Annotated in this window: 13 protein-coding genes; 6 read left to right on the top strand and 7 right to left on the bottom strand. The window is 42.2% G+C overall.

The window, feature by feature from the left end; translation table 11 throughout:
* Positions 1-33: 33 nt before the first annotated feature.
* The 3 genes from PTUN_RS05020 to hutH form a co-directional block, all read right to left on the bottom strand.
* Positions 34-1,065: a hypothetical protein gene (locus tag PTUN_RS05020; RefSeq protein WP_009838611.1), complete on the bottom strand. Its 1,032-nt coding sequence runs from the start codon at positions 1,063-1,065 to the stop codon at positions 34-36.
* 251 nt (positions 1,066-1,316) lie between these two features.
* A complete protein-coding gene (locus tag PTUN_RS05015; protein ID WP_009838610.1) occupies positions 1,317-3,329 on the bottom strand; it encodes a urocanate hydratase in 2,013 nt (670 codons plus the stop codon).
* A 13-nt stretch (positions 3,330-3,342) separates the two neighbouring features.
* Positions 3,343-4,836, bottom strand: a complete 1,494-nt coding sequence (gene hutH, locus PTUN_RS05010; protein ID WP_009838609.1) for a histidine ammonia-lyase — start codon at positions 4,834-4,836, stop codon at positions 3,343-3,345.
* A gap of 150 nt (positions 4,837-4,986) precedes the next feature.
* Between hutH and PTUN_RS05005 the strand changes: the two genes are divergently transcribed.
* Positions 4,987-5,880 carry a LysR family transcriptional regulator gene (locus PTUN_RS05005; protein ID WP_009838608.1) on the top strand — a complete coding sequence of 298 codons (894 nt, stop codon included), beginning with the start codon at positions 4,987-4,989 and terminating at the stop codon, positions 5,878-5,880.
* 27 nt (positions 5,881-5,907) lie between these two features.
* On the opposite strand, the gene PTUN_RS05000 is transcribed toward PTUN_RS05005, so the two are convergent.
* Positions 5,908-6,231 carry a hypothetical protein gene (locus PTUN_RS05000; protein ID WP_009838607.1) on the bottom strand — a complete coding sequence of 108 codons (324 nt, stop codon included), beginning with the start codon at positions 6,229-6,231 and terminating at the stop codon, positions 5,908-5,910.
* Between the two features lie 192 nt (positions 6,232-6,423).
* On the opposite strand from PTUN_RS05000, the gene PTUN_RS04995 reads away from it, so the two are divergent.
* Together PTUN_RS04995 and PTUN_RS04990 are read left to right on the top strand one after the other, a co-directional pair.
* Positions 6,424-7,566 carry a sensor histidine kinase gene (locus tag PTUN_RS04995; RefSeq protein WP_040643936.1) on the top strand — a complete coding sequence of 381 codons (1,143 nt, stop codon included), beginning with the start codon at positions 6,424-6,426 and terminating at the stop codon, positions 7,564-7,566.
* Positions 7,563-8,177: a response regulator gene (locus tag PTUN_RS04990; RefSeq protein ID WP_009838605.1), complete on the top strand. Its 615-nt coding sequence runs from the start codon at positions 7,563-7,565 to the stop codon at positions 8,175-8,177. The genes PTUN_RS04995 and PTUN_RS04990 overlap by 4 nt, the downstream gene beginning before the upstream one ends.
* Positions 8,178-8,228: 51 nt before the next feature.
* Here the strand turns inward: PTUN_RS04990 and PTUN_RS04985 are convergent, their stop codons facing one another.
* Both PTUN_RS04985 and PTUN_RS04980 read right to left on the bottom strand, forming a co-directional pair.
* The gene (locus PTUN_RS04985; RefSeq protein ID WP_009838604.1) at positions 8,229-9,047 is read right to left on the bottom strand and encodes a class I SAM-dependent methyltransferase; all 819 of its coding nucleotides are present in this window, start codon (positions 9,045-9,047) and stop codon (positions 8,229-8,231) included.
* A gap of 248 nt (positions 9,048-9,295) precedes the next feature.
* Complete coding sequence (locus PTUN_RS04980; RefSeq protein WP_009838603.1) at positions 9,296-9,544, bottom strand: hypothetical protein; 249 nt, start codon at positions 9,542-9,544, stop codon at positions 9,296-9,298.
* Between the two features lie 511 nt (positions 9,545-10,055).
* On the opposite strand from PTUN_RS04980, the gene PTUN_RS04975 reads away from it, so the two are divergent.
* Positions 10,056-10,544: a hypothetical protein gene (locus PTUN_RS04975; RefSeq protein WP_009838602.1), complete on the top strand. Its 489-nt coding sequence runs from the start codon at positions 10,056-10,058 to the stop codon at positions 10,542-10,544.
* A 423-nt stretch (positions 10,545-10,967) separates the two neighbouring features.
* Positions 10,968-11,321, top strand: coding sequence for a hypothetical protein (locus PTUN_RS04970; protein WP_009838601.1), 354 nt, complete (start codon positions 10,968-10,970; stop codon positions 11,319-11,321).
* A 322-nt stretch (positions 11,322-11,643) separates the two neighbouring features.
* On the opposite strand, the gene PTUN_RS04965 is transcribed toward PTUN_RS04970, so the two are convergent.
* Positions 11,644-12,453, bottom strand: a complete 810-nt coding sequence (locus PTUN_RS04965) for a sulfite exporter TauE/SafE family protein (RefSeq protein WP_009838600.1) — start codon at positions 12,451-12,453, stop codon at positions 11,644-11,646.
* A 543-nt stretch (positions 12,454-12,996) separates the two neighbouring features.
* Here PTUN_RS04965 and PTUN_RS04960 point away from each other — a divergent pair.
* Positions 12,997-13,971, top strand: a complete 975-nt coding sequence (locus PTUN_RS04960; RefSeq protein ID WP_009838599.1) for a DUF1852 domain-containing protein — start codon at positions 12,997-12,999, stop codon at positions 13,969-13,971.
* The last annotated feature ends 11 nt before the right edge of the window (positions 13,972-13,982 follow it).

Genomic DNA, 13,982 nt, shown 5'->3' with positions numbered 1-13,982 from the left:
TCCCTTTTTTGTCTATCTTAACTCAAAACAGCGTTACTCAAGTTGCTTGAGTTTGTGCTCCACCAGCGGATCATCGGGAGCGAGTTGCTGCGCCACTTTTAACAATTCAATTGCATCTTCAGGGTGCTTATCTTGGTATTTTAAGGCCACATCAATCAGCGGCTGAATGTCGATTTGCGCTTGATGCTCTTGCACATGCTCTTCTTTTTCACCAATCACAATATTATGCGCTTTGCTCAGTAATCCTAAGCGATGCGCCGAGTTTTTATTGGCTCTATTAAGGCGTTTGTAATAATCCTCTTTAAAGCGCAATGTTTTAGTTTGCTGGCGAAATTGAGCAATTTCAATTTGCTGATTACCAATAAAATCAACCGCAACCTGTTTGTAAAAGCCAAATTTATTTAAATATGTGGCATGGGTGCCATGCCCCATACCAAACACCCGTAAATGGGTTAACTGCTGATAACGCTTGGCATGCATGCGGTCAATGTGATTGGTTGGGTCGTAGATTATATAGCCTTTGGCATGGCCTAAATCTAAATCGTGGTAATCTCCTTGCCAATCAAACTGCTGAGCTATATCGGTGCTTGAACGGTCATCCCAGGTCGCTATCTGTTTATTTTTAGTGCTAACTGGATGAAACAGTAAAACCTGATCAAGTTTTAGCAAATTGGCAAACGCGCCCACCGCAAAACCACCTCGGCTTAAACCATAACCTAAACGTTGATTAAATGGTTCAAGTAAGGGTGATAATTGTTCAAGGAAGAAGATTAAATTACGACTGCGAAACCAATTACTTTTACCTAAGTGTTGGAACGAGATGATATTAACGTTTTGCTTTTTACCGAGTTTGTAACCCCAAGGGGCAAAATCACTGTGGAGGTCCTGCTCTTGCACATTGGTGCCGGCAGGTGAAAAGGTGAAGAGTAAGGGTTTATCGAGGTCTACAAAATCATACTTAACAAAAACATCATCGAGTAAGTCATCGCCGCGCATCGGTAATCGAGCTTGTTGCTCATCGCGCGAAAGTGTTAACCATTCATCTAACCAATATAATAACTTCATTCATCCTCCACTTGAATCAAGTTATTAATTGTAACAAATTTGGCTAAGTGATGGAAATTTGATTTCCCTTGGTTTTATTGTGCCTATAGTTAGTGGCTGGTTATTGTTGTTGGTTAGGTTTTAACTGGACAATCGCAAAGCGTATTTAATAATGAGCCTAGCTATGTTGGCCTAAAGACCAAGCTACAGAAAAGCCGTAAAAAAGCGAGGCTATGCCTCGCTGTTCGCTCACGCGTTAACCACTGACAACCTTACAGTGATAAATTGTTAAACACCGCGTCATCAACTAAGTTAGCCAGCGTAACTTTAAGTTTAGGTGTACGTGCCATTTCGCGTTTAATGGCAAAGTTAGCTTCAGCATTTCGCGCCCAGCTACGACGAGCTATACCGTTGTTCACGTCAAACAATAACATTGATTTGAGTTTACGCTCGGCATCGGCAGTGCCATCTAGCAACATACCAAAACCACCGTTAATTACTTCACCCCAACCGACCCCGCCACCATTGTGGATTGACACCCAGGTTGCACCACGAAAGCTGTCACCAATCACATTATGAATCGCCATATCTGCGGTAAAACGGCTGCCATCATAAATGTTTGACGTTTCGCGAAATGGTGAATCGGTGCCGCTCACATCATGATGATCGCGCCCAAGAACCACAGGGCCAATTTCGCCGCGGTTAATTGCATCGTTAAAGGCTTTAGCTATTTCCATGCGCCCCTCTGCATCGGCATATAAAATACGTGCTTGTGAGCCGACCACTAACTTGTTTTGTTTTGCGTCTTTAATCCAAGTGATGTTGTCTTGCATTTGTTGCTGAATTTCTTCTGGTGATTCGGCCATGATTTTAGTCAGCACGTGCGCCGCAATAGCATCGGTTTTATCTAAATCTTCTGGCTTACCTGAGGCACACACCCAACGAAACGGGCCAAAACCATAGTCAAAACACATTGGACCTAAAATATCTTGCACGTACGATGGGTATTTAAAATCAATCCCGTTTTGGGCCATCACATCGCCACCCGCACGTGAGGCTTCGAGTAAAAAAGCATTCCCATAATCAAAGAAATAAGTGCCTTTGGCAGTGTGTTTATTTACCGCACTGGCGTGACGCTTTAAGGTCGCTTGCACTTTTTGCTTAAACAGCTCAGGCTCTTCACGAATTAAACAGTTTGATTCTTCGTAGCTAATATCAACCGGATAATAACCGCCCGACCATGGGTTATGCAGTGAGGTTTGATCAGACCCTAAATGAATAAAAATATCTTGCTCATCAAAGGTTTCCCACACATCAACTATGTTGCCAATAAACGCAATCGACACCACTTCTTCATTTGCTTGCGCCTGTTTTACTCGCGCAACTAAGGCATCCATGTTATCAATCAGCTCATCAACCCACCCTTGTTGATGACGTTTGGTTGCCGCTTTTGGGTTGACCTCAGCACATACCGTAATACAGTTGGCAATGTTACCGGCTTTAGGCTGTGCGCCACTCATGCCACCAAGACCTGCGGTTAAAAAAATCTTACCCTTTGGACTTTCGCCTTTATTAAGCACTTTACGAAATGCGTTCATCACCGTAATAGTGGTGCCATGTACAATCCCTTGTGGACCAATGTACATAAACGACCCTGCCGTCATTTGCCCGTATTGTGTGACGCCCAGTGCATTAAACTTTTCCCAATCATCGGGTTTTGAATAATTAGGGATCATCATGCCGTTAGTCACGACCACACGCGGTGCATCTACCGATGATGGAAATAATCCCATTGGGTGGCCTGAATACATGTGCAGTGTTTGGTCTTCTTCCATTTCGCTTAAGTATTTCATCGCTAATAAATACTGCGCCCAATTTTGAAATACCGCACCATTACCACCATAAGTAATAAGCTCTTCGGGGTGCTGCGCCACAGCAGGGTCTAAATTGTTATCAATCATCAGCATAATGGCTGCAGCTTGAGCGCATTTAGCAGGGTAATCACTAAGCGAACGCGCACTGAGTGCGTAGTTTGGTTTAAAGCGATACATGTAAATACGGCCAAAACTCTTTAATTCTTCAGCAAATTCTGCAGCTAACTCTTGGTGCCACTCTTGTGGGAAATAACGCAGCGCATTACGCAGTGCCAACTGTTTTTCGTCGGCCGACAAAATATCTTTACGTTTTGGCGCACGATTGGCATCCGCAGGGTACGGCTTTGCCGCTGGCAATACGGTTGGGATCCCTTGCTTAATCTGCTCTTGAAAACTCATGCTTACATTCATTGTCATTGGCCCCTTAATTCACTATCAGTGCTTGTGTTTTTACTAACGAGATCATTGCATCAATATCAGGTTTGAGTAGGCGATCTTCTTCAAGTTTGGCAACTTTAGCGCGGATTAATGCAAAGTTTTGTTCAATAATGTCTGAACAGGTATTTGGGCGTCTAAAGTCAATGGCTTGCGCCGCATACATTAGCTCAATGGCTAAAATTTTATCTAAATTACCCAAAATTTGATTGAGTTTACGCCCCGAGATACTGCCCATCGAGACATGATCTTCTTGCCCCATAGAAGTGGGCACACTGTCGGCTGATGGCGGGAAACACAAGGATTTGTTTTCTGTTACTAATGCAGCGGTGGTGTACTGTGGGATCATCATGCCAGAGTTTAAGCCGCCTGATGCCGTTAATAAGCGCGGTAAACCATGTAACCCTTCTAATAATAAGTAACAACGGCGGTCTGAAATATTGCCCAATTCAGCTGCTGCAATCGAGGTATAATCAAGCACCATAGCCAGTGGTTGGCCGTGGAAATTACCACCCGAAATAGCTTCTTCACTGCTGATAATAATTGGGTTATCGGTCACTGAGTTCATTTCAATCTCAGCCATTTCTTTTAAATGATTAAACGCATTACGTGATGCGCCATGCACCTGCGGAATACAACGCAATGAATAGGGGTCTTGCACACGGCTACAATTGCTGTGGGAATTCATGTTTTGTGAACCGCTGAAAAAGCGTCTCATACGCGTGGCCACTTCAATATTACCCGCAAAAGCACGAATTTGATGTAGCTCAGCTCTAAATGGCGATTGACTGCCTTGCATACCTTCTATACTCATTGCCCCTGCTACATCGGCTAAATCGAGCAAGTAGCGCATTTTTTTAAGGGCAGTAATAGCATGAGATAAAATAAATTGTGTGCCGTTAATCAGTGCTAAGCCTTCTTTGGCATGCAATTCAAGCGGTTCAAGCTTGTGCTCACGCAGTGCCTCTGCCGCTGAAATAACTTCTTTACCTTGCCAAAATTCGCCTTCACCAATCAAAGGTAAAAATAAATGCGACAATGGCGCTAAATCGCCCGATGCACCTACAGAGCCTTGCTCTGGTACAGTTGGGATCAAATCAAGTTCAATAAACTTTAAAATACGCTCAACCACATCAAGGCGAATACCCGAAAAACCTTGGCTTAACGCATGCACTTTGGTGATTAACATCAGCTTAGAAATCGATTTATCAATCAACTCACCTACGCCAACCGCATGGGTAATCAACAAGTTTTTTTGCAATAAATGGGTTTGTGCTGGAGAGATTTGGGTATCGCACAGTGGGCCAAAACCAGTATTAATGCCGTACACCGCTTTGTCTGAGCTGGCCATAATATCGACATTTTTACGGCTGTTATTGATTTTATCAATCGCTTCTTGGCAAAGCTCAGCTTTAATTGTGCCCTCGGCAATCCCACATACGATATCCAGATTAAGCTGGTCAATACCATATCTAAACGTCATTTCTCTCTCCTAACTCATTGTTCTTGTAAGCACGACTTAAACACTGTGTGCATTGAATACTGTTATGCTAGCTTGCCGCTGTTGTTTTATAAATGCATAATAATCGGTGTTCATTCCGATTTTATCGAACTAAAAAGAGGTTAAACGACCATGCAAGTTCATGATGTTGATTTACGCTTATTGCGCATTTTTGTCGCCATTGTTGAAAGTGGCGGTTTATCGGCGGCTGAATCGCGCTTAAATATTGGCCGCTCAACCATTAGTTCGCATTTATCAGACCTCGAAGTTCGCTTGGGCATTAAACTGTGCAAACGTGGTCGCAGTGGCTTTGAACTGACCGAATCGGGGCGCATTACTTACCAAGCATCGCTTGAACTGTTGCAACAATGTGAAGCCTTTACCAGCACAGTCGCGAGCTCTAAAAACGAGCTTTCGGGCCGAGTGACCATCGCCATAATCGACACCTTAGTGAGCGACCCCCGCTCAGGCGTCGCCCATGCCATTGCCGCTCTCAAAAATAAAAGTAAAAATATTCAGTTTGATTTAAATGTCTGTGAAGCACGCGAAGTCGAAACGTCGGTGGTGAATGGCCGCTCGTTAGTGGGCATTGGTGTGAGCCGCCATCATTTGCGCGGGCTTAATTACACCCCACTTTACAACGAAACCAACTACCTTTATTGCGGTGTCGGCCATCCTTTATTTGATTGTGCCCCAGAAGCAGTCACTAAGCTGTTATCAAATGCCGAAGTGATCACCAGTAACTACATGCGCGATAAAGAACTACGTAACGATGGCTTAAACTACCAAAACAGCGCTATTGCCTATCATGACGAAGGCATTGCCCATTTGATTTTATCAGGAAAATTTATTGGTTATTTGCCCGAACACTACGCCGCGCATTGGGCCGACAAAGGGCTGTTTAGCGCCATTAAGCCTGCGCAATATTCTTATCAAATTCCGGTGATGCTGATCACCACCAAAACCGACACTGCTTCGCCTTTAGCAAAGGCGATTATTAACGAAATAAAACGCAGCCATCAGTAACGTCTCAATCGTTAATATTTGCAAACGTTACGCTTTTTGAGCCGCACAGTGCTGAGTTAAATATTCAACCCACCACGATGGCTCAGCCACGATAAATTCAAACGCACATCCATCAGTCAAAATGATGCGCATAGCGCTAGCTGTTATTGCCAATAGCCCCGCAGCTTTGCCTGTGGCGAGTGTAATATCTGCAATGTCGTTGCAAGCCAGTTTATAGGGGCCTAGGCCAAATGCCGTATTAAAAGGCGTAAAGCCAATCTCGTTTGCGCTCACCCATAACGTACCATCGGCCTTCGCCACACCCTGCTGTGCAGTGGCAAACGTTGAATTAAGTTTCGTATTTTGCACCATCACATTTCTCCATGCTATTTGTTGAGATAAAACGCTCAGCGCGCATCATAAGTAACGTTTGAGCGAATCTGAATTGATCATAACCAACACAGTGCATGACCCACAAGTGTCAAAACTCATGAGCCAGCTATGACATCTGTCACTGTTTTACTCTTTAAAAATTTGTATAATCATCAAAAAAAGTGGAACTTTATGAATATTCCCATCAGGCATAATGCTGACTGGCGCTTTTCAACTCTAACTTCATGGCTTGCGGCCACAGTATCGTGTGCTTACTACGCTGATTCTTTTTTGAACTTGACGATATTATTGGGTATCAATATCGGCATTTTGCCGTTACTTCTTTATGTGATTAAACACCCAAATAAGCATGTATTGGCCATGGCTGGCTGCTATTTTTTACTCATTTTATGTCTGATCCCGTTCACATCCACTTCATTGGTGTTTATTCACTTAGTGATGTTTACCGCTGTGTTTAGCCCTCACTTCGCGCTCTCGCGTTTTGTAATCGCCATTTTGGGCGCAATGCTCGTTTACGGAGCATGTCATTATGATACTTGGCAGGGCGATATCCCTTGGCTGATGTTTGTCGTCTGGTTCTTTTTTTGTGTAACAAATTGGTTTATCAGTCGTAAAATAGTCGAAAGCCTTAATATGCATTATCAATCTCGTCAGAATTACAAAGAGCTGCAAGCCACTCAGCAAATGATGAGTGCAATGAGCGCCAAACAAGAACGACTGGCAATTTCACGCGAGTTACACGACTCATTAGGCCACAAGCTTACAGCGTTAAGTGTTAATTTGGATTTTGCAAAACGCACCGCCCCAGCAAACCTTCAAACCATGATGATAAACTGCCATCAAATGAGCCAAGATGTGCTCGAAGAGATCAGAGACATTGTGAGTTCACAGCGAGACGATAAAGCATTGCTAAAAGATGTGCTTGAATCAATTTGTGCACTGACACCCAACCTAACAGCGCACATCAACATCGATAAAGACACCGCATACCTATCGCAAGATATCACGTTGTGTGTCATTCGCTTTTGCCAAGAAATGCTCAGTAATACGCTTAAACATACACAAGCAACAGACATTACATTTAACGTGACGCTAGATGAACAATACACGATGCTAAGCGCAGAGGTTTTTCATAATCAACCAGAAACCATACTCCCAAAACCGGGGAATGGCTTAACCGGCCTCGCTGAACGCGTCGCACAATTTAATGGCCATTTCACTCAAGCCATCAAAAATCAGGTCTTAATCAATACCATCAAGCTGCCTTTATGTCTGTCCAATCATTCGCATGCAACTACAGAGGTACTCCAATGATTAATTGTCTACTCGTTGAAGATCAAACCTTGTTAAGGTTGGGACTTGCTAACTTACTAAACCTTGAGCAAAGCATCAATGTCAGTAGCCAAGCAAGTGATGGTATTGATGCTTTGCAAAAGCTGAGTGAAGCCGATTTTGATATTGTGCTACTTGATATGCGCATGCCGAACTTAGATGGTTTAGGTGTGCTTGAAGCAATGCAGCAGCGCGGGGACAAGACCCCAGTCTTAATCATTACCACCTTTGAAGATTGCGATGTATTGGTCAAAGCCATTAACTTGGGCGCTAAAGGTTATGTACTCAAAAACATCGAGTTAGAAGAGTTCATTAGCGCAATCAATACAGTCATCAGCGGTCAGCTCGTACTGCAAGATGCACTCACTCACTATTTGCTCAATCAACAAAGCCCCCCAAGCTACCATTTAACAGCAAAAGAACTCAGTGTATTGCGTTGCATGTCGTTGGGTATGGCTAATAAAGCCATCGCGCTTTACCTAGACAACTCAGAAGGCACCATTCGTAATCATGTCTCGCAAATAATCGCCAAATTAGCCGTACACGATAGAACACAAGCGGTCATCAAAGCGATTCAAAACCAGTTGGTGTAAGGGTGAGCATCACGAAAAATCGGTACGTGATACTCACCGCCTAAACGCGAATTAACGTTTGCTAAACAATAAAGTCATGCGGTTAGATTCTCCCACTTTCTTGAATTTTTCTTTATCCGCATCTTCTTTCACATTAAGCGAAGGAGGTAACGACCATACACCGCCTTCCACGCCATCTACTATGATGCGGTCTTGGTGATTGTTATGAAAATACGCTTCGGCTTCTAATTCAAAGCCTGCGGCCACTGCAACAGCAACCACATAAGACTTTGGTAAATAACCTTTTTTGGCAGTCTCAATCGGGTCAAATCCTTCAGGTGCTTGGTGTTGTACCACACCTAATTTGCCGCCTACTTTTAGCATTTGATTAAACTGGCTAAATGCCGCAGCTAGCTCATTGCCATTTTGTAAACCGTGTAAGCCACGGAAAGTTAATACCACATCGGCATCCATCGTCGCTTTATCAATAGCTGCTTTAGTATCAAAGTCCGCAACGACCACTTTGCCGTACACATTTTTATTATCCGTAAGTTTTTTCTCAAAATTGGTACGCGAACGTTTACGATATTCTGACTCAACATTGGCTGGATAATGCGCCGCCACCAAAGTGCCCTGCTCTTTTAACATTGGCGCTAAAATTTCGGTGTACCAACCACCTCCAGGTAGAATTTCAACTACTTTGCTATCAGGTTTCACTCCAAAAAACTCAAGCGTTTGATAAGGCTTACGAAACGCATCGCGTTGCTGATTAGCTTCGCTTCGGTGCGCATTATTAACATGATGATTACCGTGGCCATCAGCTAAAACCGTTAACGGCAATGATGCGCTCACCAGCATCGCAAAAGGAAGGAGTAGCTTTGTATTTTTCATTTTAGTTTCCTGACGTTAGAATAATTAACCCAGTTATACACCTGCCAAGCCATTAAAGGTCACTCTTTGCGATAAAATTTTAGCTATCAATGTGTAAATGAGAACGGTGAATAGATTAACAGCGCTACAGATGAGCAGAATAAAAAAAGCTATGCAGAACAGAACATGGAATGGTTGAGTTGATTTATTGTCTTTAAAAGCTGTTGTTCATCCTTGAACCCACAACTTGTACCTTTAAAATAACATTCTTAATGTATTTTTTTAGCACCGCTGCGCACTAAATCTTTACCGTTATCAAATACTTCTTGGGTTACCCAGCGACCTAACAATAATTTATGTTGTTCATCAAGCACCGCAACAAACGGTCGGCCATTGCTGTTATTAGTTGCAAGCGCCACCCCAGTCACATTTGCCAGCCCCAAACCACCGTTATCAACCAATAATAAAAAAGACTCAAGTTCTTCAAGGGTATCAATGATGTCGTTATCGTTAATCATACTGCGTTACTCCGCTCATACTACACAAATACTGAAAGTGCGTAGAATAACAGGATTAAATAAGTCGATAAACCATCAAGCGCTCTGAAGAGTTTTCGCTTTGAAATTATAGCTATTTTCTAAAGACATTCTCACCACTGAGTTCATAGAAGCGCTGCGCTATACCGAGAATGATTGACTTAAAAGATTGATGAGTTTGTTAGTAGCTTGGGATGATTATCACGTCTGTTTTTTTTAAATAAAAGGCAAAAAACAAGACCCGCGCCCTTTCTTTTTGCTTAAACGAAGACGGAGGCGAGAGCTAAGGACCTAAATTGAACATTAATGATGCTTACTTAAACCAGCTAAATTCATATGACGTTATTTAATCAATTAAAGGTGCATATTCACACTCATCGACGTCATTACTATGTGCGTAGTCTTATTTAAATTGAGTTTAAAAATAAGAACACTTGATTTGTGAATAAAAGGAACAAGAAAACACTGCCGACTTCTTGACCGGATCTTTCTAATGGGGGACCCATTTGATTTCAATGAAATATTGATGAGTGTCTCATATTTTTCAAGCATCACCACAAAAGCTTTAACCCAATTTATCAATGACTCTATTAATCAAAGATTAAAGTCTGCAATTGATGAAAATTCGTCTGGAGTAACTTTAAATCGACTGCATGAACAGCTTGAAGATGAAACCGAGAGTGAAAAGCCGAAGATTGTAACGACAGAAGAGGAAATCACAGGTTTTAATATTGTGAAGGCCATACTTTGCCAAAAAGTTGAAATTGATAGAATAATCGCCAGAGATACGCAAAGTTATTTTGGTATATTGTTAGATGATAATAATAGAAAGCCAATTTGCAGACTCCACTTTAATGCAAAGCAAAAGTACATCGGCTTTTTAAACGAAGAACGTAAAGAAGAGCGTTTTTCGATTGAGAGTATTAGTGACATCTATAAATTCACCGATAAATTATTAGACTCAATTACGCTGTATGAATAACTGGGCCATTGCCCAGTTTTATGCCTTCTACAATCTTGGTAATGCATTTAATGACGGTCAACTATAAATGAAAACTAATAGGGCCATGTATTGCTTTTTGACTTAATAATTTAATTTACCCTAAAGAAAAACAGCTGCTCAGCTGCGCTCGCCTTCGCAAGCAGGCTTGCACCTACAGTTCATTAATTCTCGCGCTGAACCCAACAAATCTAGATTTAAGGGGGAGTAGAATTGCATACCCAAAACTTATTTTGTGAACATATAAAGTTATCAAGAACCTTAAAAATAAGTTATCTCAAAAAGGTTGAACTAGTTATAAAAATATGGCAACGTCGCTCTCAGTTCCTTTTTTAGGGGCTAACTGCAATTCATATTAACTAATAAAAAATCAATGTACCATAAAAGGTATGAGAAGGAATTTATATGAAAAAGGTTATAAAACTCGCTTGTGGACTTGCGTTATCAATCGGCTGCACAGCTGCAATGGCAAATACCATGAGTTGTTATGTCGATACACCAAAATACGACGAGTTCACTACAAATCAGTGTGATGCTATCGTATGGGGAGCAAATATCGCAACTGCCGTATTCAGAGTAGATGATGCGCCAAGTGGTTCAAGAATATTATGGTCAGACAATCGCTGCTCTGACACATCTAACATGTGTATGATCAGTATTCACGCTTTTAGAAATTACACGATGAAAGCAACAGTATTGAAGCCAGATGGTACCTGGCATCAAGTTAGCGCGAGTGCCTCTTTTGAAGATGGTCGTTAAGCGTTTCTGATACTGAAAAGTCTTCAATAACGTTCGCCATTCAGTTAAAGCCCCAACTTCTGAATGGCATTTCGGGCTTGAATCCAAATTTATCTGGGTTTAAATGCTAAAGACCAAAAACTTAATAATTCAACTAACATAGGCCTTCACTTAAGGTCTAATCAATAAATTATTTGAAGCGCTTGCCGCCTACCAGCATCTTGAAATCCATTGGGTAAAAGCTAAACATCGAACTAAAAACACTTGCGATCTTCACTCGCCTTCGTCAGCAGCCTTGCACCTATGGCGATGTTAAGGTCATCGAGTCTTGCTCGTTTAGACTTTAATTAACCACCATATTGACGGCTACAACAAACAATAATACGGCGAAAATTTTCTTGATTGTTGAAACCGGTAAATAATGAGTCGCTTTGGCACCTAATGGCGCTGTAAACCAAGACGTGCAGACGATACCGAATAAAGCAGGTAAATAAACAAAGCCAGCAAAGCCATCTTTTAAAGCAAAATAGGCGCTGCCTGAACTGATGTAACCGATTGAGCCAAATAGCGCGATAACAATGCCGCATGCAGAGGCGCAGCCAATCGCTTTTTTCATATCGAGGGAGAAAAACGTGAGCAAAGGCACCAACAGGGCCCCGCCACCAATGCCTATCATTGCCGATAAGCCACCGGTAAGGGTGGTAAAAACAGTCAGTACTCCTTTATTGGGGAGTTTGCGCTCAACTGGCGCATCATTTTTACTGCTCAGCAGCATTTTCAGAGCAATCAGGACCACACTGACAGCAAACACAATGCGTACAACATGCTCTGGCAGCAATGCCGCCAAAAAGCCACTAATGAGCGCACCTAAAGCGACCCCCATCATGATCCAAGGCGCAATGCCCCAAGGCACATTGCCATTTTTATGGTGTGCAATGGCCGAAGAAGTTGAGGTAAAAAGTATCGACGCCATGGACGTAGCAATGGCTGCGACCACCACCTGCTCAGCAGCTAGCACCTCAAAGTGAAGTAAAATAGCACTCAGTATGGGCACTATAACCAGCCCGCCACCAATACCTAGCAGGCCTGCTAAAAAACCGACCCCACTGCCAAGAATTGCGCAGTATATGATTAACATTATTACTTCACTCATTGAGTTTATCTCTTATTATTTTGTGGGCGACTGCATCACAATAATGCAGTGATATATGTGGCAAGCTGATTGCTAAATTAAGTGGTAATCGTGCACAATCAAAAAGCCTAAAAACCTATAAAGCTCAAGCTTTAATTAAGCCATAAGCGCATGATAGCCAACAACATTACTCACTTAGGGTAAGGCTTAAGCTCACCTCGTGTGGCGCGAGTATAACAACATAACTGATGCAGATTGATACTTTAATCTTCAATAAGCCCTGAATATTATTCATGTTTTAAATGAAAAAAATGCACCTTAATCAAACAATACTTTAGACATCTAGATTTCCATTGTGAATTTATGCTTATTTGTATGCCAAAGTACAAATAACAGCAAGAGCCACCCATTTACTGATCATCAAAAATGAATTGAATTCATGTTAAATGTGAAATTAAACCGTTTTTCTTCATGTACCTAACAACGTATAAATCTCTCCATGCTGTTAAGCGCAGCCAATTATTAATTCTGGTTTGAACTCACACCATTGGATACCCGAACACCATGAAACACGATTTTACATTTACCATTAAAACCATAGCGCTAGACGAAAATTACCACCCGTCAGATAAAACACGGATCACCACTAACTTTGCGAATTTAGCCAGAGGAAGCCATCGCCAAGCGAACCTACGCAACGCCTTAAAAATGATCGACAATCGCTTTAATGCCTTAGCCAATTGGGACAACCCTACTGCGGATCGCTACAGCGTTGAGCTTGAAATTATTTCGGTGAATATCGATGTTGCAGGCAGTGGCCAAGCCTTTCCATCCATTGAAGTATTAAAAACCAACATTGTTGATCGTCACACCAATAAACGTATTGAAGGCATTGTTGGCAATAACTTTTCATCCTATGTGCGCGATTACGACTTTAGCGTATTACTACAAGAGCATAATAAAAATCAGCCTGCCTTTAGCATTCCTGAAAACTTTGGCGAATTACATGGCAAACTGTTTCAAGCGTTTGTGAATTCAGCGGTATATAAACAGCATTTCAACAAACCACCCGTAATATGCCTCAGTGTGTCAGACAACAAAACCTATCATCGCACTGAAAATCAGCACCCGGTACTGGGTGTTGAATACCAGCCAAATGAATCGTCACTCACTGAGCAATATTTCAAAAAAATGGGCTTACAGGTGCGTTATTTTATGCCACCAAACACAGTTGCGCCGCTGGCTTTTTATTTTGTCGGTGACTTGCTTAATGATTACACCAGCCTTGAGCTAATTAGCACTGTCAGTACCATGGAAACGTTTCAAAAAATCTATCGACCAGAGATTTACAATGCCAATGCAGCGGCTGGTAAGGCTTATCGCCCCAATTTGCAGAACCTCGATCATTCACTGACGCAAATAGTGTATGACCGCGAAGAGCGCAGCAAATTAGCCAGTGAACAAGGCAAGTTTGCACAAGAGCACTTTATTAAACCGTACCAAACGGTACTTGAGCAGTGGTCTGCAAGCGCTGTTTAATCGCAAGCTCA

It is taken from the genome of Pseudoalteromonas tunicata, from assembly GCF_002310815.1.
Lineage (GTDB): Bacteria > Pseudomonadota > Gammaproteobacteria > Enterobacterales > Alteromonadaceae > Pseudoalteromonas > Pseudoalteromonas tunicata.
Note: the sequence above shows the minus strand (reverse complement) of the source record. Positions and strands in the feature narration are given on the sequence as shown.

Coding starts and splice junctions, on each gene's coding strand:
- PTUN_RS05020 (WP_009838611.1), bottom strand. CDS start 1,065: ATGAAGTTATTATATTGGTTAGATGAATGGTTAACACTTTCGCGCGAT.
- PTUN_RS05015 (WP_009838610.1), bottom strand. CDS start 3,329: ATGAATGTAAGCATGAGTTTTCAAGAGCAGATTAAGCAAGGGATCCCA.
- hutH (WP_009838609.1), bottom strand. CDS start 4,836: ATGACGTTTAGATATGGTATTGACCAGCTTAATCTGGATATCGTATGT.
- PTUN_RS05005 (WP_009838608.1), top strand. CDS start 4,987: ATGCAAGTTCATGATGTTGATTTACGCTTATTGCGCATTTTTGTCGCC.
- PTUN_RS05000 (WP_009838607.1), bottom strand. CDS start 6,231: ATGGTGCAAAATACGAAACTTAATTCAACGTTTGCCACTGCACAGCAG.
- PTUN_RS04995 (WP_040643936.1), top strand. CDS start 6,424: ATGAATATTCCCATCAGGCATAATGCTGACTGGCGCTTTTCAACTCTA.
- PTUN_RS04990 (WP_009838605.1), top strand. CDS start 7,563: ATGATTAATTGTCTACTCGTTGAAGATCAAACCTTGTTAAGGTTGGGA.
- PTUN_RS04985 (WP_009838604.1), bottom strand. CDS start 9,047: ATGAAAAATACAAAGCTACTCCTTCCTTTTGCGATGCTGGTGAGCGCA.
- PTUN_RS04980 (WP_009838603.1), bottom strand. CDS start 9,544: ATGATTAACGATAACGACATCATTGATACCCTTGAAGAACTTGAGTCT.
- PTUN_RS04975 (WP_009838602.1), top strand. CDS start 10,056: ATGGGGGACCCATTTGATTTCAATGAAATATTGATGAGTGTCTCATAT.
- PTUN_RS04970 (WP_009838601.1), top strand. CDS start 10,968: ATGAAAAAGGTTATAAAACTCGCTTGTGGACTTGCGTTATCAATCGGC.
- PTUN_RS04965 (WP_009838600.1), bottom strand. CDS start 12,453: ATGAGTGAAGTAATAATGTTAATCATATACTGCGCAATTCTTGGCAGT.
- PTUN_RS04960 (WP_009838599.1), top strand. CDS start 12,997: ATGAAACACGATTTTACATTTACCATTAAAACCATAGCGCTAGACGAA.